At 57.5% G+C, this 18,931-nt stretch carries 13 protein-coding genes; 7 read left to right on the top strand and 6 right to left on the bottom strand.

Features of this window, described 5'->3' with window-relative positions; genetic code table 11:
- The first annotated feature begins 180 nt into the window (after positions 1-180).
- On the top strand, positions 181-2,661 hold the full coding sequence (locus AC2T9U_RS01010) for a phosphoketolase family protein (RefSeq protein WP_115031624.1): 2,481 nt from the start codon (positions 181-183) through the stop codon (positions 2,659-2,661).
- A gap of 64 nt (positions 2,662-2,725) precedes the next feature.
- On the opposite strand, the gene AC2T9U_RS01005 is transcribed toward AC2T9U_RS01010, so the two are convergent.
- The 5 genes from AC2T9U_RS01005 to AC2T9U_RS00985 are packed head-to-tail and all read right to left on the bottom strand — an operon-like array spanning position 2,726 to position 9,153.
- Entirely contained in the window at positions 2,726-3,727 is a 1,002-nt protein-coding gene (locus tag AC2T9U_RS01005) for an NAD-dependent epimerase/dehydratase family protein (protein WP_208304014.1), read from the bottom strand.
- Positions 3,724-6,420, bottom strand: coding sequence for an alpha/beta fold hydrolase (locus AC2T9U_RS01000; protein ID WP_493696330.1), 2,697 nt, complete (start codon positions 6,418-6,420; stop codon positions 3,724-3,726). The genes AC2T9U_RS01005 and AC2T9U_RS01000 overlap by 4 nt, the downstream gene beginning before the upstream one ends.
- Positions 6,417-7,442, bottom strand: coding sequence for a 3-oxoacyl-ACP synthase III (locus AC2T9U_RS00995; protein ID WP_493696329.1), 1,026 nt, complete (start codon positions 7,440-7,442; stop codon positions 6,417-6,419). The genes AC2T9U_RS01000 and AC2T9U_RS00995 overlap by 4 nt, the downstream gene beginning before the upstream one ends.
- A gap of 47 nt (positions 7,443-7,489) precedes the next feature.
- The gene (locus tag AC2T9U_RS00990; protein WP_493696328.1) at positions 7,490-8,155 is read right to left on the bottom strand and encodes a methionine ABC transporter permease; all 666 of its coding nucleotides are present in this window, start codon (positions 8,153-8,155) and stop codon (positions 7,490-7,492) included.
- A complete protein-coding gene (locus AC2T9U_RS00985) occupies positions 8,152-9,153 on the bottom strand; it encodes a methionine ABC transporter ATP-binding protein (protein ID WP_034401232.1) in 1,002 nt (333 codons plus the stop codon). Before AC2T9U_RS00985 ends, AC2T9U_RS00990 begins: the two co-directional genes overlap by 4 nt.
- 319 nt (positions 9,154-9,472) lie before the next feature.
- On the opposite strand from AC2T9U_RS00985, the gene AC2T9U_RS00980 reads away from it, so the two are divergent.
- Genes AC2T9U_RS00980 through AC2T9U_RS00965 form a run of 4 tightly spaced genes read left to right on the top strand, consistent with a single transcriptional unit; the run spans position 9,473 to position 14,447 of the window.
- Positions 9,473-11,344: an ABC transporter permease subunit gene (locus AC2T9U_RS00980; RefSeq protein WP_493696327.1), complete on the top strand. Its 1,872-nt coding sequence runs from the start codon at positions 9,473-9,475 to the stop codon at positions 11,342-11,344.
- The gene (locus AC2T9U_RS00975; RefSeq protein ID WP_493696326.1) at positions 11,341-12,873 is read left to right on the top strand and encodes an ABC transporter substrate-binding protein; all 1,533 of its coding nucleotides are present in this window, start codon (positions 11,341-11,343) and stop codon (positions 12,871-12,873) included. The genes AC2T9U_RS00980 and AC2T9U_RS00975 overlap by 4 nt, the downstream gene beginning before the upstream one ends.
- Positions 12,863-13,708 carry an ATP-binding cassette domain-containing protein gene (locus tag AC2T9U_RS00970; RefSeq protein ID WP_493696325.1) on the top strand — a complete coding sequence of 282 codons (846 nt, stop codon included), beginning with the start codon at positions 12,863-12,865 and terminating at the stop codon, positions 13,706-13,708. The genes AC2T9U_RS00975 and AC2T9U_RS00970 overlap by 11 nt, the downstream gene beginning before the upstream one ends.
- Positions 13,701-14,447, top strand: coding sequence for an ABC transporter ATP-binding protein (locus AC2T9U_RS00965; RefSeq protein ID WP_493696324.1), 747 nt, complete (start codon positions 13,701-13,703; stop codon positions 14,445-14,447). Before AC2T9U_RS00970 ends, AC2T9U_RS00965 begins: the two co-directional genes overlap by 8 nt.
- 100 nt (positions 14,448-14,547) lie before the next feature.
- Here the strand turns inward: AC2T9U_RS00965 and AC2T9U_RS00960 are convergent, their stop codons facing one another.
- On the bottom strand, positions 14,548-15,393 hold the full coding sequence (locus AC2T9U_RS00960) for a MetQ/NlpA family ABC transporter substrate-binding protein (protein ID WP_493696323.1): 846 nt from the start codon (positions 15,391-15,393) through the stop codon (positions 14,548-14,550).
- 108 nt (positions 15,394-15,501) lie between these two features.
- Here AC2T9U_RS00960 and AC2T9U_RS00955 point away from each other — a divergent pair, with 108 nt between their 5' ends.
- Positions 15,502-16,263, top strand: a complete 762-nt coding sequence (locus AC2T9U_RS00955) for an HAD family hydrolase (RefSeq protein WP_493696322.1) — start codon at positions 15,502-15,504, stop codon at positions 16,261-16,263.
- Complete coding sequence (locus AC2T9U_RS00950; RefSeq protein ID WP_493696321.1) at positions 16,260-18,746, top strand: glycoside hydrolase family 65 protein; 2,487 nt, start codon at positions 16,260-16,262, stop codon at positions 18,744-18,746. The genes AC2T9U_RS00955 and AC2T9U_RS00950 overlap by 4 nt, the downstream gene beginning before the upstream one ends.
- The last annotated feature ends 185 nt before the right edge of the window (positions 18,747-18,931 follow it).

Raw genomic sequence — 18,931 nt, 5'->3', positions numbered from 1 at the left:
CCAAAGTTTGTCCAAAAAATTAAAACGATTACTACACCAGCGAAAACGTTAACAACAACATAATCAACACCCCACATGTCGACAAATAGATTGCGCGAATAATAAAACCCCCATCGAATTAGAAGACGATTTGCGCGACACTTAAAAGAACCGAAATACACACCAAGATCGAGGACACGAATGACCACAACATCCACCAACACCTGGCCCACCCGCACCCAAGCACAAGCCCCCGAACTCACCGAACATACTCTCCACCTCATCGACAAATGGTGGCGAGCAGCCAACTACCTCTCCGTAGGACAGATCTACCTACTCAACAACCCCCTCCTACGCCGCCCACTACACCGCGATGACGTCAAACGCCGACTCCTAGGCCACTGGGGAACCACCCCCGGACTGAACTTCCTCTACGCGCACATGAACCGCGCCATCAAAGAACGCTCCCTCTCAGCCATATACGTCACCGGCCCAGGCCACGGCGGCCCCGGCCTCGTCGCCAACACCTACCTCGAAGGCACCTACACCGAGACCTACCCCAACATCACACAAGACGAAGCAGGCATGCAGCGCCTCTTCAAACAATTCTCTTTCCCCGGCGGCATCCCCTCCCACGTCGCACCCGAAACCCCAGGCTCCATCCACGAAGGCGGCGAACTTGGCTACGCCCTCTCCCACGCCTACGGCGCCGCCTTCGACAACAAAGACCTCCTCGTATTCACCGTCGTCGGTGACGGCGAAGCCGAAACAGGACCACTGGCCACCTCATGGCACTCCAACAAATTCATCAACCCCAACACCGACGGCGTCGTCCTACCCGTCCTACACCTCAACGGCTACAAAATCGCCAACCCCACCGTCCTAGCCCGCATCCCTGAAGACGAACTCCGCGACCTCATGCGCGGCTACGGCCACAAACCCCACTTCTTCACCGGCGGATTCGACGACGAAGACCCCATCACCACCCACCGCCGATTCGCCGAACTACTCGACACCTGCCTCGACGAAATCGCCGACATCAAAGCCAAAGCAGCCGAAGGCAACACCGAACGCCCCCTATGGCCCATGATCGTCTTCCGCACCCCCAAAGGCTGGACCGGCCCAGCCGAAATCGATGGAAAACGCTCCACCGACTCCTGGCGCGCCCACCAAGTACCCCTGGCTTCGGCCCGCGACACCGAAGAGCACCTCCACGACCTCGAAAAATGGCTCACCTCCTACAACACTGACGAGCTCTTCGACAGCAACGGAAAACTCATCGACGACATCGCAGACCAGGCCCCCCAAGGCGACCTGCGCATGTCCGCCAACCCCATCACCAACGGCGGACTCGTCCTACGCGACCTCAAACTGCCCGACTGGCGCGACTATGCAATCGACGTCAAAACCCCCGGAACCCCCATGACCGAAGCCACCCGTCGCCTCGGCACATACTTCCGCGACGTCATCAAAATGAACCCGGACAACTTCCGCATCTTCGGACCAGACGAAACCGCATCCAACCGACTCCAAGACGTCTACGAAGTCACCGACAAACAGTGGAACGCTGAGTACTACAACACCGACTCCGATGACCACCTCTCCCGCGCTGGCCGCGTCATGGAAATGCTCTCCGAACACCAATGCCAAGGCTGGCTCGAGGGCTACCTCCTCACCGGCCGACACGGCATGATGAGCTCCTACGAAGCCTTCATCCACATCATCGACTCCATGTTCAACCAACACGCCAAATGGCTGAAAGTCACCAACGAAATCCCGTGGCGTGCCCCCATCGCCTCACTCAACTACCTACTATCCAGCCACGTGTGGCGCCAAGACCACAACGGATTCAGCCACCAAGACCCCGGATTCATCGACCACGTCGTCAACAAAAAATCCGACATCATCCGCGTCTACCTCCCACCGGACACCAACACCCTCCTATCCACCTGGGCCCACTGCCTGCGCTCACACCAGTACGTAAACGTCGTCGTCGCAGGCAAACAGCCCGCCCCGAACTTCCTCTCTGCCGACGAAGCAATGAAACACTGCACCCGCGGCATCGGCATCTGGAAATGGGCAGGAACCGAAGTAGACGGCGAAGAACCCGACGTCGTCCTCGCCTGCGCTGGCGACGTCCCCACCCTAGAAACACTCGCCGCTGCATCGATCCTGCGCGAAGCCATCCCCGACCTGAAAGTACGCGTGGTCAACGTCGTAGACCTGATGCGTCTACAAGACGAAAAAGAACACCCCCACGGCCTATCCAACCGAGAATTCGACAACTACTTCACATCCACCAAACCGGTTATCTTCAACTACCACGGCTACCCATGGCTCATCCACCGACTCACCTACCGCCGCCACGGACACGCCAACATCCACGTCCGTGGCTTCAAAGAAGAAGGCACCACCACAACCCCATTCGACATGGCAATGCGTAACGACATCGACCGTTACCACCTTGTCATGGACGTCATCGACCAGGTGCCATCCCTAGGAGCCAAGTACGCGAATCTACGCCAGTACATGTTCGACGCTCGCACCCACGCCCGCGCCTACGCCTACGCCAACGGCGAAGACATCCCCGCAGTCGCGCAATGGGTCTGGCCAGATGCACAAAACCAAGCCGACGGCCAAGCCGTAGAGGCAACCATCGCCACCGGCGGCGACAACGAATAACCACACTCAACACTGTGTTGGGCCCGTGACCGTGTGGTCACGGGCCCAACACATGAAGTCAGCATCAGCGGCAGTAATACTCAGCTACCCGAGCAAACCCCTCATCCAAACTCACCTTCGGAGTCCATCTCAGAGCCTGCTGCGTGCGGCGCTGATCAAACCAGTGCGCAGTCGACAACTGCTCCACCAAAAACCGCGTCAACGGCGGGTCAGCCTCATTCAGCACACCAAACCGTTCACGCAAACCCGTCACCACATCCACAGCACTACCAACCCACAACGCAGGCCGTTTAGGCAACACCTTGGGCGCCGGATCCACACCACCGGCACGCGCCCACGACACAAAAATTTCCGAAACAGGACGTGGCTCACCATTAGTCACCACGAAAGACTCGCCCCGTACATCTATACAGCGATCCACTGCCGCAACAAATGCATCCACAGCATTATCGATATAGAGAGTGTCTATGAGCGCAGCACCGTTACCAACCACCGGCAACCGCCCTGCCTGTGCACGCCGAATAACCCGCGCCACCAGCTGAGTATCACGCGGACCCCACACAATATGAGGACGCAACACCACAACCGCAGGTCCACTACCTGCCTGCTGAGAACGAAGATCCTCTTCTAGAGCCATACGCTCAGAGATCGCTTTGGAACGGGCGTAGTTACCCCGAGCGTGCTCAGGACTGGCCGGACCAGCGCCCTGACCAACAATCGATGTACCTGCATGTGCCACAGACGGGCTAGAAGTATGCACAAACCGGCAGATGCCATGACGGCGAGCCGCATCCAGCATATTCAAAGTGCCACCGGCATTAATGCGCAGGTAATCCTCCCACCTGCCAGTGATGTTCACTTTGGCTGCCAGGTGCACCACAGCCTCTTGACCCGCCATAGCGCGGTCCACATCACCAGGAACAGTGATGTCTCCGAGAACCTCACGCACACCCGGGATATTGCTGGCACGGCGCTGCAACACCGTCACCTCGTCACCGCGTTGCATAAGTGCCTCAGCAACACCGCCACCGAGCATGCCCGAAGCACCAGTGACGAGCACCTTCATCGCCGTCCTCCGTTCCCGGCAAGAACATCCTCAGCCCAGCAAGCCAAAGCGGTCCGATCAATTTTGGATTGGTGTCGAATATCAACAGGCATGCTGTCACGGACAAGCACAGCAGCAACTGGCCGATCCGCAGCTGCCCGGACAGCGGTGTGCAGAGCTTGATCGGCTAACACCCCACCAGCAGCGCGGACAAGACCTCTCTCATCGGGGGTGAGCACCACAACGAGTTGTTGTAGGCCACGTGGCCCGACTCCCACGACAGCGGCGTTCGCGACACCGTCGAGCGACTCAACTCGCTGTTCAAGCCCAACCGGAGTCAAAGGCCCCTCAGCTGTATGAATAACGTGAACACGTCGCCCTTCCACCCAGAGGCGACCATCTCTATCGAGGTGCCCCACATCACCTGTGCGATGCCAGCCACGAGGGTTCTTGGAAGCATCATCAACGCCCCACAGCTGGTCGTATCGGTCTTTCATGTGCGGTGCCCGCACACAAATTTCCCCCACTACGCCAGCCTCAGCGGTGAGATCACCATCGGGACCATCAGGAACAGCAGGCAAAGGAGCGACCATAATCTGGACGCTTTCGATTGCGTGCCCCACGCAGACACCATCTTGCATGCGCTCTGGCGCATATACCTGCTCAAGTTCCTCAAGGGTGATGTCCGAGACGGGCAGACATTCGGTCATGCCATACGGCGTGTGCATTTCTGCGTGAGGGAAAACAGTGTCTTTCAGGCGGCGCAGAAGCGTGAGCGGGACTGGGGCCCCTGCAGACATCACGATCTTCACTCCTGCCAGCGCACGACGCTGACTGGGTTGAAGCTGCTCGGCGGTCGCTAACACATTGCGAAGAGCCGCAGGTGAAGCGAAAACAGTGGTACCTCGCGCGGCAGTGACCGCATCAGCTAGTGCAGCCGCAGTAAGAGTGGCTGGAGCAGTGACTTTCATGTCAGGAACAACACCAGCAACACCAAGGGCAGGTCCATACAGCGCGAAAGGCGCAAATGCGGCGACGAGACGGTCGCCAGGTGTGAGTCGGTAGATATGCCCGAAACCGCCTACCTGAGCGCGGATCTGATCGAGCGTGTAGACGACACCTTTACTGGGGCCTGTAGCACCGGAAGTGAAAAGCACGGCAGCGTCGTCTTCAGGCTTGCGACTATCTGGGAGAGCGTGCCCGCCAGCAGCGAGGGCACGCCCCCGAGCACGTAGGTCGTCAAAGGATGCGCGTACGCCAAGAGCTTTTCGCGCCAAGCGCGGTAAGTCACCGACGAGGAAACGAGTTCCAGGAACGCGCAGCGCTGGCAACGCTGGCATGGCTTTGCTCATGGCGATGATGTGGTGGACGCCTGCGCCGCGCAGAGCACGTCCCATACCGGACAGGCCAAGACCAGCGTCAGCGACGACAATGACGCCTCCGGCGCGCCAGGCAGCGTAGGCGGCGACAGTCAGATCGATGCCTGGTTCGACGAGCAAAGCGACGCGGTCACCAGGGCGTAACCCTGCATCGCGCAGCCCTAAAGCAACATGCTCGATGTCAGTGTCGATCTGCCCGAAGGTGATTCGGCGTCCAGTAGCAACTTCAGCGACGCAGAGTGCCTCTGGGTCACGGTGAGCCAAGTCGGTCAATCCAGACCAGGGCTGGGCAGGGGTTCCAACAGCGAAAGGCGCCTGGGGTGGGCGTCCGTCGTGCGTTGCTGGGTCGCTGTTGATAGAGGCGCCATGCTGGTCGATGCGGGTTTCGATCCAGCGGGCGATGTCCTCCGTGGTGCGGGGAGCATCTTCAAGAACCAGATGCGATGCGCCCTCGTAACGATGTACATCGGCGTGGGGTAGCCGCGCCTGCAAGTCACGTAGGTGTGCTTCGGAGAAGACAGGGTCTTTAGGGCCACGCAGCAGAAGCACAGGTACAGGGGCAGTTTCGGAGCCCATTGCGCTCAAACCGTCGGCGAGGCGCCTCATCGTGGCGCGGGTCGGGTGTCCCGAAGTGGTGGGGATGTCGGCGACGAATTGCCCCACGAAGGATCGGTCAGTGCGGGTGCGGTAAGGCAAGGCGTAGGCATTTTGCACATCGCGCGATGGCCGGGGGCTGCTGACTGCAGTAGTGCCGCGTACGAAGGCGGGGGTATCCACCGTGGCTGCTTTGAGGGTGCGCGGTGTGAGACTGAATTTCAGCGCGGTGGGCAGGCCTGCGTCGAAGTCATGGTGGACAGTGGTGTTGGCCAGTACGAGGCCAGCGAGCAGTTCACGGTGTTCAAGGGCCCATCCAGTAGCGACCATGCCACCCCAGTCGTGCCCTGCGGCCACGACGCGTCCGGTGAGGTTGAGAGCTTGGGTCAATCCGGCGAGGTCTTTGATGCGTTGTGCCAGAGTTCGTGGCTGTGCCATGGAGCCGCGCGGGTTCTCAGAGAATCCCATGCCGAGTTGGTCGACTGCGATGACGCGCCATCCCGGGGCAGGAGCAGCCAGGATGTGACGCCATAAGTAGGACCATGTGGGGTTTCCGTGAACGCATAGAAGAGTGCCGCGGGTTGGCTTGGTTTCTTTGTCACTCCCGCTGGGGGCGTGGGTGTCAAGGATGTGCCAGGTGCGGTCGATCCCGTCGGCATCGACCGCTGTGACGGTGCGTGACCAAGCAGGGTCTATTCCGGGCAGACCGGTGAGCTGGCTGCGGATTTCTACCGGTGTCACCACTGGACCTCAACGAATGAGGCGTTGAGTCCGGATCCGATACCCATGAGGAGCAGACGGTCACCGGTAGCGAACTGGTCTTGGAAGGTGCCCAAGGTGTAGGGCATCGCGGCGGGGCCGATGTTGCCATAATCGGAAATGGTGGTAGGGAATTTCTCCAGTGGTTTGTCTAGCCGTTGGGCGAGGGTGGCGATGTGAGCGGTGGAGGTCTGGTGAGCGACGTACCAGTCCATGTCTTTCCAGTCCCAACCGTCTTCTGCCGATTCGGTGTAGGCATCCAGAGCCAGGTCAATGCCTTCGCGGAAGAGTTTGCTGGCTTCGGTGCGCATACCGTCCATGCTTCCGACACATAGTCGGTGGTGTTCAGTTCCGGCGCGGGTGATACCGCCGAGGAGGCGGTGTCCTTCGGGGTGGGCATCGCTGGGACCGATGAGGATAGCGACGGCGCCGCTGCCAAGGGTCATGGTGGCGAAGGCTTGTTTGACGTCAGATTTGGTGGCTCCACCAGCGTTGAGACGTTTGATGGTGGCTTCTTGCATTTGGCGGGAGCTTTCAGAAGCCACGATGAGGCCATAGCGGATCTGGCCAGCGTCGATCATGGTGCCAGCGATCTGCATTCCATTGACAACGCCGAGGCAGGCGTTAGTTACGTCGAAGTCCATGCAGTTACGGGGCAGGCCAAGTTCGGCGTGGACTTTGGCGGAGATACCTGGTTCGAGGTGCGGCCTGGTCACAGAGGCGTTGATGACAAGGCCAACCTGTTCAGGGGCTATACCGGCGGTTTGGAGAGCGCGCCGGCCTGCTTCGACAGCCCCGTCGGTGAAATCTTCGTCAACGGGGAACCAACGGCGTTGCTTCACTCCGGCGAGGCGTTCCAGTTGTCCGGCGACGGTGCGTGTTTCGGCGTATGCCGGTGCCAGAGCCGCATCGAGTTCAGCCGAGGTGACGATCTCGGGGGCTTCCACGGTGGTGACCGCGAGGATGGAACAGTTCGACAGATGGTAGGAAGCGTTGCCGCTCATGGAGGGCCTTTCTGGTATGTGGAGCGCCTCGTGCGTTGGCTATCAGGTCAGCGTTTGTGATTCATACCGCGGACGATAGCGTCGCCTGCGGTCTGGACGGCCTGCACGATGATGATGAGGATGACGACGGCTACGAGTGTGACGGCGGCATCGAATCGCTGATAGCCGTAGCGGATGGCGAAGTCGCCGACACCACCACCGCCAATGACACCGGCCATGGTGGAGTAGCCGATAAGGGTGACAAGAGTCAGGGTGGCCCCGGAGACCAGTCCTGGCATGGATTCAGGGATGAGGACTTTGCGGACAATGGCTTTGGTGTCCGAGCCCATGACGATGGCGGCCTCGATTTTTCCGGGGTCGACTTCTCGTAGAGCTGATTCAACGACTCGGGCATAGAAGGGAACGGCACCGACAGTCAGGGGAACAATCGCGGCGGTAGGTCCAATCGCCGAACCGACGATGAGTCGTGTGACCGGAATGAGCGCGATGAGCAGGATCAAGAACGGCAGCGAGCGCCCAAGGTTGACCAGTGCCCCGAACCCGCCGTAGACAATTTTGTTTGGGGTCAAGCCATCTGGGCTGGTCAGTCGCAGTAAGACGCCGCTGGCCAGACCAAAAATGATGGTGAGCACGAAAGCCCAACTGCTCATCCATAGGGTCTGGCCGAGGGCCTCCATGAGCTCGGGCATTGCGTCCTGGATCGTGGTGGTCATCGCGGCGTCACGCTCACTCCCCGCGCTTCGAAGTAGGTGGCGACGGCGCTCTGCGCGGCGGCGACGTCGTCTGCGTTGGTGCCGGGAACGGTGACCATGAGTCGTCCCACGCGGCGCCCGGCGACACGTTCCACGGTGCCGGAGAGGATAGCCAGTTCAATTCCGGTTTCGCGGGCGAGGTCGGCAATCATAGGCTCGACAGCGTTTTCGTTGGCGAATCCCAATACGAGAGCGCGGCCTTGATCAGCGACATCAGGTTGCCCAGTGGGAAGCAGCATTTCAGCCAGTCGCGAGGCGGGGTTGGCGATGAGGTCAAGCAGCTGTCCTGTTTCGACGACTCGTCCGCCCTCCATGAAGGCAGCAGCGTCACAAATACGGCGGACCACTTCGGCTTCGTGAGTGATCATCACGACCGTGACACCAGTGCGAGCGTTGATGTCTTTGATCAGGTCAAGGATCTGCTCGGTGGTGTGCGGATCCAGCGCGCTGGTGGCTTCGTCGCACAGGAGAACTGAGGGGTTACCTGCCAGGGCCCGGGCGATACCGACACGCTGTTTCTGACCGCCAGAAAGCTGGGAAGGATAGTTACTTCCGCGGTCTGCTAGACCAACAAGTTCAAGAAGTTCAGCCACGCGGGTGCTGCGCTCAGCTGCAGGGACACCGGAGATCTCCATAGGGTAGGAGATGTTCTCAGCAGCGGTGCGGGCATGTAGCAAGTTGAAGTGCTGGAACACTGTGCCGATGCTTTGACGCTTGGCGCGAAGTTCGGCGGGTTTGAGGCTAGTGAAATCGACACCATCGATACTGATACGGCCACTGGTGGGGTGTTCAAGGAAGTTCAAGCAGCGCAGCAGGGTGGTTTTTCCTGCGCCGCTACGGCCGAGGATCCCGAAGATCTGTCCGGAATCGATGGTCAGGGTGACGTCGTCGACGGCGGTCACCTCTGCTGAGCCACCACGGCCTGGGTAGACCTTGGTGACGGAGTCGATCTCGATCACTGCGTTCTCATTTCGCGGGCGAGGCGGCCTAGCCGAGCTCGCTCAAGTCGTTAGTGGGGCTGATTATCTTCCCTCAAGCTTCCCAGACAAGGGCGCAGGCAGGCCAGTCGAGTTCTCACCAGTGGTGTCCTTTACAGCTGCTGCATCTGTGAAATCTCTCAGGTTCGCCAACCGTTGTCGATGGATCTACTTTGTTACTTGATTCTCGCCTCCCACTCCCAAAGGCCATTGAGTGACCCTATCCACCTCTGCAGCGACCAAGCCCATCTCTAGCTGGTCAACACGTTCACTTAGGGCACTTATTTCACTACTGTCATGGGTGGCCAACACCCTCATCGTCTTGTTTGGTGCCAGTGTTCTTTCCTTTGCCTTCACCTACTTAGCTCCCGGGGATTTGGCCCGCCAAACTCTGACAGCCCAAGGCGTACCTGCTACCGCCGAGATGCTCACGACTATGCGGCACCGTCTAGGCCTGGACCGGCCGTTGTTGGAGCAGTACCTCGACTGGCTCAACCGGCTCTTGCACGCAGATCTGGGCACGTCGCTGGCTACCGGGAACGACATCGCCGCGGAGTTTGCTGACCGGCTTCCTCTTACCTTGGCGTTAGCGCTGACCTCCATTGCAATGTCATGGATCATCGCTATTCCCCTGGGAGTGGCCGCCGCGTTGCGTCCCGGCAGCCGAACCGACATGCTCATCAGAGCAGTGAGCTACACCAGCTCTGCTGTCCCAGCTTTCGTGATCGCTTTGCTGGTTCTAGACGTATTCGGACTGCACCTAGCGTGGTTCCCTATTGCAGCTGATGCTGACCTAGCTGGCATGGCAATGCCCACCATCACCTTGGTTCTTGCCACCGCTGGGTGGCATCTACGCCAAGTCCGCACCTTGGCTTTGGAAGCTGCCAGTCGCCCATTTGTCACTGGCTTACGTCTGCGTGGAATGAGCCAAACCCGCATCGGGCTGCACCTGGCCCGCAACATCGCCGCCCCCCTATGCACCCTGGCCGGGAGTGGGTTCGGAGCTGTTCTCGGCGGCTCGGTTGTCGTTGAAGCGATCTTTTCGTGGCGCGGCATCGGTGCCTACGCCCTATCGGCCATCACAGCTAAAGACCATCCTGTGATTCAGGCCTATGTGATGTGGTGCGTCCTGGTTTTTCTTGTCGCTAATGCCTTGAGCGACCTGGCCGCATTTGCCCTCGACCCCCGGATGAAAAACACCCAGAAAATCACCACCAGCACCATCGCCAAAGGCATCAAAGATACCCACCCGCCTGCTCTGCCCCTATCCATCAACCACGTCAACCCGCACACTTTTACCACCACTGCTACCACCCCGCCACCGCATCCCCGGCGCACCTATGTGCGCCCTATCCCCTTGCTTAGCTGTCTGCTAGGACTCATTCTCATCGCCGGTATCGCCGCGCCCTTCCTCACTTCCTACGATCCGAACAGCACAGACATCACCCGTGCTCTGCGCCCTCCGAACTTCAGTCACATTCTTGGTACCGACCAGCTCGGTAGAGATATATGGGCACGTACCCTGGCAGGTATCGCTCCTACCTTGGCCATATCCATCACTGTCGTGGCCCTCGCACTAGTGATAGGGGCGACCGTCGGCATGCTCGCCGGGGCCATTGGCGGCATCATCGACACCATCTGTCAACGCATCACCGCGATCTTTCAGGCATTTCCCGAATTCATCCTCGCTCTAGCCCTCGCGGCGATTCTTGGCCCAGGTTTCTGGAACATCGTTGCTGCCTTGACTGCCCCCACCTGGACGCGCACCGCGCGTTATGCGCGCATCCTCACCTTGGAGCTGAAGAACGCTCCGTACATTCACGCAGCACGGATGAACAACGTCCCTACCCCCATCCTTTTCGTCCGCCACATCCTGCCCAATATCGCCGGTCCTCTGATCGCTGTCGCTGCCTCTGACCTCGGCGGTGTCATTCTGAATCTCGCCACTCTTTCCTTCGTTGGTCTTGGGTTGCCGCAGCCCACCACTGAATGGGGCACGATGATCGCCCAATCCCGCCCCTTCTTGCATACCGCTACGTGGCTTGTTCTCGCCCCTGGCCTGGCCGTATTCACCACCACTGTCACCATCAACCTGCTGACAGATCACATACACCTGTCATCGATGCCCGGGCGGAAGCTGCGCCGTAACACTTGGAGAAAGGTCCACTCATGAAGATCTCAAAGACGGCGCTAAGCCTGCTGACCATCAGCGCATTAGCGTTAAGCGCCTGCGGTAATGCCTCTACTGGGAACAACAGCGACCCCAACGCGCTGACCATCGCTACCACCGATGAAGTCGACAACCTCGACCCAGCTTCGACCTACACCGGCTGGTTCACCAACCGCGATGGCATCAGCGAAACCCTCGTAGACGTCGACGACAAACTCCAGCTCACCCCCAAACTGGCTACTTCATGGAAACTCCGCGACGAGACCACATGGGAGTTCACCCTGCGTGAGAACGTCACCTTTCACAATGGCGCCCCTATGACTGCAGCAGCAGTGAAAACTTCCATCGAGCACGCCCTGGAAACGAACGTCCGCGCTAAATCCCAGCTACCGATCGAGTCCATCGAAGCTGACGGACAAAAACTCACGATCACTACCACCCGCTCTTTGCCAGCACTCCCCCACGTCATGGCCGATCCGATGATGGGAATCCAAGCAATCGGCGCAGGTATCAACCCCAGCAATGCCCCTGTCGCTACCGGTCCCTACAAAGTCAAAGAGTTCACAAAAGGACAACGTCACGTCCTAACTGCTCACCAAAAATATTGGCAAGGAAAACCCCGCCTTAACACCATCACCGTACGCACTTACGGTGATGAACAATCCATCTCCTTGGCACTGCAGTCAGGTGAAGCTGACATTGTTGTGCGCCCTGACGCCGCTAACCTCAACATTTTCCAGGACACCTCCCGATTCACTACCTGGAACACCAGCTCCACTCGCTCTGATGGAGTCATCATCAACACCAGCAGCCCCACCATGTCTGACCCGCGGGCACGCCAGGCCATCAACGCAGCGTTAGACCGCAACGCGTACGTGTCTCTTCTGCATGGCAAAGCCGAAGCGCTTTACTCGTACTTCCCCGCCAGCGTCGCATTCGGCACTACCGACGGCCTGGCGATTCCCGTCACTAAAAAAGATCTTTCTTCCACTAAAAAAACACTCATCGACCTCGGGTATAGCGAGCGTGATGGGAAACTCACTAAAGACGAAAAGCCTCTCACCCTGAAGGTCCTCACCTATCCCAAACGCCCTTACTTGGGCCAGTTGGCGCAGGTTCTCCAATCTGATCTACGAAGCATTGGTGTCACTGTCGAAATCAAAGAAATGAAAGACACCACTGAAGCGATGAAGGCTGGGGATTTTGACCTGGCCATGTATTCGATGGCTACCGCTCCCACCGGTGACCCTGAATACTTTTTCGACACGATGCTGCGCTCCACTTCTGAAAGCAACTTTAGCCACTGGAAGTCGCCAGAATTCGATAAATCTCTTGACAAGCTCAGCAACGCCACAGACAGCGAAGAACGTATCACTGCCACTAAGGAATCAGAAAACATTCTTGTCAAAGAATTGCCCTATATCATGGTCGGTAACCAAAAATGGTGGGCAGTCTCCAAATCTGCAGTGAAAAACCTTCATCTTCGTCCCACTGAATATCACCTCATCGGTTACGACACCCATGTCGAATAATCCACTAGCTAGCATCACCCCGCGGGCTCAGCACACTCGATTGCCTGTTCTCGAATGCACTGAACTCACTGCCGGGTACACACCCGAAACTGACATTATCTCCGGCATCAACCTGCAATTGGCGCGTGGAAAACTCACCGGAATCATCGGAGAGTCAGGAAGCGGAAAGTCGACTCTGCTCAACGCCCTACTCGGCTTCACCCACGATGGTTTACGCATCAGATCCGGAACAGTCAGCTACGACGGCGCCGACATCACCCATGTGCGCTGGAGCCAGCGCCGCCGCCTCCTCGGACCGGAGCTGTCAATCGTGTTTCAACGCCCTAGCGCCAGTTTCGATCCGCTTATGCGTATCGGCACCCAGTTCTGTGAATCTATTCGTCTCCACACCCCGAAAGCTTCACGCAAGGCTTGCTGGGCGGCTGGGCGAAGAATGCTGCAACGACTCCGGTTCGAAGACCCGGAGCGGGTTATGCACGCCTACCCGCACCAGCTCTCTGGGGGGATGACTCAACGTGCCGCCATTGCTATGTCATTGCTGAGCGAACCGCGTGTACTGCTTGCCGATGAACCCACTAGCGCTGTGGACGTGCGTTCCCAACAGGAAGTAATTGAGTTACTCGGCGATATTGCCACCGAATTTGGAACTGCAATCGTGTTTGTCAGTCACCAGATCAAACTGGTGCGGCGCCTCGTTACTGAACTTCATGTTCTCGCCCATGGAAGGGTGGTCGAGTCCGGGCCAACCGAACAGCTTTTTCAGGCGCCCACGCATGAGGTAACGCGCCGTCTTCTCGAAGCGACACCGGTATTGAACAGAGGTCTACGTGCTTGAAATCGTGAACGTCTCGAAAACATTCGGGACTACGGCGGCTGAAGTACGCGCCTTGGAGAATGTCTCTCTGACAGTCGGTGAAGCTCAGTGCTGCGGGATCATTGGTGAGTCTGGTAGCGGCAAGTCGACACTTGCGTATATCGCCGCAGGGATCACTGTTCCTGATGCTGGGCATGTCACTCTGGCAGGTAAGCGGCTTAATCCGCGACGCGTTGCTTCCCGACGGCGTCATCAGCAGCAACTGCACATGATTTTCCAAGATCCGCGGTCTTCGTTTAACCCTCGGATGAGTATTGGTGAATCTTTGAGTGAGCCACTACAGCACAAACGCAGACTGGGGCGGGCAGAACAAAAAGAGCTGATCGCTACCGTGTTGGAGGAAGTCGGTCTTACTGCTGATCTCATTCATCGGGGAATTGGTAGCGTCAGTGTTGGCCAGGGGCAACGAGTAGCTATTGCGCGGGCCATTCTCGCTGAACCTGATCTTATTATTTGTGATGAAATCACCTCTGCCTTAGATGTAACGGTTCAAGCAGAAATTCTTGATTTACTCGTTCAGCTGCGCAAAAAACGTCATTTTTCGATGTTGTTTATCAGTCATGACATCGCTGTAGTCGCGCATCTTGCTGACCGTATTGCTGTAATGAAGCATGGCCATCTGATAGAGGAGGGACCAAGCCAACAAATTATTAATGAACCTGCCCAGGCTTACACGCGGCTACTTATCGACCTAGCTTGATTGTTTGCACAGCTGGGCTTCTCCTCGTGCATTTTCACAAAAATGGGTGTTTTGCCCAACTATGCTAGTTGGGCAAAACAGCCTTGTGAGGGACTAAAGATCACTGCGCAGGAAGGACAGAGCCTTTATATGTGGTCTTGATGTAGTCCTTAATTTGCTGGCTCGTGAGCGCCTCGGTGAGCTTTTTTATACGCGGATCGTTCTGTAGTTCAGGTCGGGTCACTAGATAGTTCACGTAAGGATTATTTTCTGCTTTCTCGAGATGCTTTGCATCTTTTTCAGGAGATAACCCTGCTTCAAGCGCATAGTTTCCGTTAATGATGCTCATGGAAACTTTCGGGTCGTCGAGGGTGGCAGCCAGCTGCGGGCGATCAATTTCGAGGAACTGGATGTTCTTCGGGTTACCACTGACGTTCTTCGTGCTGATTTGGCTGTAGTCAAGCTTTGGATCATCAGACTTGACATTCATCGTGATCAGGCCAGCATCCTGCAGCAAAAAGAGCGCGCGAGCCATGTTGGTTGGATCTTGTGGAATAGCGATACTGGCACCGGAGGGAAGTTCTTCAACTTTCCCGACTTTTTTGGAATATAGGCCCAGTGGTTCTAGGTGAATCCCGCCAGCGGTGATGAGATTTCCGCTGTTCTTAGCGTTCCAGTCACTGAGGAATGGTTTGTGCTGGAAGAAGTTAGCGTCGATGTCGCCGCTCTTAACGAGCTGGTTCGGGTCGACCGCTCCAGAGATCTCAGTGATTTTTAGTTTAACGTCACCCAACAGGCCGAGTTCTTCAGCTTTTTTGAGCAACTGTGAGTGTGGCGTGACGTCCGCCATGACAGTAAGTGGCTGGTTCGGGTCGGCGGCGCCACCGGACTTAAGTCCGCAGGCCGCGAGTCCAAGGACCAGCGTGGCGGCAACTACGCCGGTGACGAGAACACGCTTGGCTTTCATTCCCCAGATATTACGCGGACAGCTCAGGGATAACTATGAAGATTTCGCGGATAGCTGTTGGCTGCAAGGCGCCAGCGAAGACGGTCCTTCGGCTTCTAGCATGTTGTTGTGGACTTGAAACGATACAAAGCTGTGTTGTTCGATCTCGACGGAGTGTTAACTCCCACTGCCGATGTGCATATGCGCGCATGGTCAGACATGTTCAACGCGTTCCTGAAGTCTGTGCATGCTAGACGCGAAAAAGGCCTGACCGTCACGGGTGTGTCTGCCGAGGCTGATTTGAGTCCTTACCTCGATGATGACTATTTCCATTTTGTGGATGGGCGTCCTCGCTATGACGGAGTGCGCGCATTTTTAAGTTCACGAAAGATTGTTCTCCCTGAAGGAGATCCCCAAGACTCCCCCGATCGAGAGACAGTTTGCGGTCTAGGAAATCGGAAAAATGACGCATTCAACGATGTTTTGAAACGCGACGGGGTAGCGCCATATCCGGGATCGCTCGCCTTGCTAGACGCTCTTGAAGGAACAGGGATTCATTTGGCTGTGGTTTCCAGTTCAGCCAACGCGAAAGCAGTACTTACCGCGGCCGGAATTATTGACCGTTTTGAGCACGTCGTTGATGGATTAGTAGCCCGCGCTGAAGGTTTATCTGGCAAACCCTCCCCTGCCACGTATCTGCGGGGAGCGCAACTATGCGGGGCAACAGCGGCAGAAGCCGTCGTCGTTGAAGACGCCACATCGGGTGTGGCTGCTGGGCGCGCTGGAGGTTTCGCGCTGGTTTTAGGCGTGGACCGAGGCGCAGGTGCAGAAGCGTTACGTGCCGCTGGTGCGGATGAGGTCGTTGCTGATTTGGCGGAGGTAATCCCATGACATCGCGTGGAACAGACTATTGCGCCAGCCACTCCGGAGGGCACCGAATGGCAGGGCACGACCCCTTAGACCGGGCCAGGTTTCCTGTGGATCCGTGGCGGCTTGTGGAACGCCGCCCCGACATGAGTGACCTAGGCACAACCGAAACACTTTTCGCTATCGGTAACGGCTATATCGGCATGCGAGCAAACCCGCCAGAAGGACGCGAAGCTTTTGCACATGGCACGTTCGTGAACGGGTTTCACGAGACGTGGCCGATACGTCACGCCGAAGATGCCTACGGTTTTGCAACTACCGGGCAAACCATCGTCAATGCTCCCGACTCCAAACTGATGAAGCTGTACATCGATGACGAACCATTGCTGTTGTCAATGGACGACGTCGATGAATACGAGCGCTCTATCGACTTCCGCGAAGGAGTTTTACGGCGCGACTTGGTGTGGCGAACCCCATCAGGCAAACGGGTAAAAGTCTCTACAACAGCGATGACCTCATTCGCGCAACGACATTTAGCGATTTTCACACTTCAGGTCACTCTGCTCGACGGCGATGCCCCCGTAGCAGTCTCTAGTCAAATCATGAACCGACAAGACGGGGTGGATGAATACCACGTGAAGTCCGCCTCAATGGGAGGTGGCTTCGACCCCCGACGGTCACGCCAATTCGCACACCGCGTCCTAGAACCGAAGATGCATTGGCATAGCGACCGGCGCATGCTCCTGGGCTGGAGCGCAGCGAACTCAGGCATGACGCTAGCGGTGGGCGCCGATCACGCAATCCACACGGATAACGAGTACGAGATGTTGATCTCGACCGAAGAAGACCTTGGAAAGATGGTGTACCGCGTAGATGCGCAGATGGGTAAGCCCATCTACGTCACAAAAGCGGTTGCCTACCACACCTCGCGAGGCGTACCTGTACGGGAGTTGTTCGACCGGTGCCGTCGAACCCTAGACCGAGTGCGCCAAACCGGGATCTTCCACTGTGTTGAAGAACAAGCAACATGGCTGCGTGACTACTGGGCCAATAGCGATGTCGAGATAACCGGTGACCGGTCAGCTCAACAGGCGATCCGCTGGAACCTGTTCCAGTTAGCGCAAGCAAGTGCACGCGCAGATCAATTGGGTATTCCCGCGAAGGGGTTGACCGGTTCCGGATACGAAGGCCATTACTTCTGGGACACAGACATCTACGTGGTGCCATTCTTGTCATACACCTCACCAACAGCGGCACGGAACGCTCTTCGTTTCCGAGTGCTACTGCTCGATAAAGCACGTGAGCGAGCTCGCATGCTGGCTTCCCAGGGGGCACTGTTCCCATGGCGAACAATTAACGGCGAGGAGGCATCTGCGTATTACGCGGCGGGTACTGCACAGTTCCACATCGACGCAGACGTCACGTACGCCATCCGCCGCTACCTAGACACAACTGGAGACGAGGGCTTCCTCACCTCTGGCGGTATTGACGTACTCGTGGAAACCGCACGCATGTGGGCTGATTTAGGTTTCTGGCGGACAGACAAAAACGGGAGCCAGTCATTCAATATTCATGGCGTTACCGGCCCTGATGAATACACCACCGTCGTCAACAACAACCTGTACACAAACGTGATGGCGCGGTTCAATCTCGAAGTCGCAGCCGATGCGGTCGAACATTTAGCCGCAACCGACACAGAACAGTTCGCGCTACTAACACAGCGACTCAACCTGGAGCACAGCGAGCTCACCGACTGGCGCGAAGCGGCCTGCGCAATGACGATTCCATTCGATGAATCTTTGGGTATTCACCCGCAGGACGACAACTTCCTGTGCGCCGAACAGTGGGATCTATCCACTGTTCCCGCTGATAAGCGACCTTTGCTGCTGCATTTCCACCCGCTGGTGATTTACCGGTTCCAGGTATTGAAGCAAGCCGATGTTGTGCTTGCGTTGTTCTTGCAGGGCAACAGATTCAGTGAAGAGGAAAAGCGGCGCGATTTTGAGTATTACGACCCGATCACCACGGGTGACTCAACATTGTCGGCGGTGGTCCAGTCGATCGTGGCTGCTCAAGTTGGGCACAAAAAACTAGCGATGGAGTACTTCCGTGAAGGTCTCTTCGTAGATCTTGCTGACCTGCACAGCAATACCTCTGATGGGGTACACATCGCTTCAGCAGGCGGTGTGTGGAACGCGCTGGCTTACGGGTTTGCTGGGCTGCGCGACTCTGAAGGGAATTTCGAGTTTGATCCGCGCTTGCCGGAGTCGTGGGAGGACATGACGTTGCGGTTGCGGATCCGTGGTAGTCGTCTTCGTGTCCTGGTGGAGCGTGAGGCGATCACGTTGAATCTGGAGGAGGGCGATCCTTTGACGTTGAAGGTTCGGGGTGTCTCTTACACCGTTACTTCGCAAGAGCCTGTCCGGGTCGGCCTGGAGGGTCAGGGGCCACAGCTGCCTCCTATTTGTGCTCATGGCGTTGCTGGAAGTAAGGGGCCTCTTAGCTAAGGGGGCCGTTGCACCTAACGTTGCTGGGGGGAGCCTCCATATGGAGGCTCCCCCCAGCAACGTTAGGTGCAACGGGCTAAGCGGCACCGCATCCTTTTCTCGACTGAGACACAACATGGTTGAAAGCTGCCTGAGCACGCGCATGAGGCCGGGGGTCGCACCATCCCCACTGGTGCTATCCCCGG

Source organism: Dermatophilus sp. B7861-1, assembly GCF_058996045.1.
Note: the sequence above shows the minus strand (reverse complement) of the source record. Positions and strands in the feature narration are given on the sequence as shown.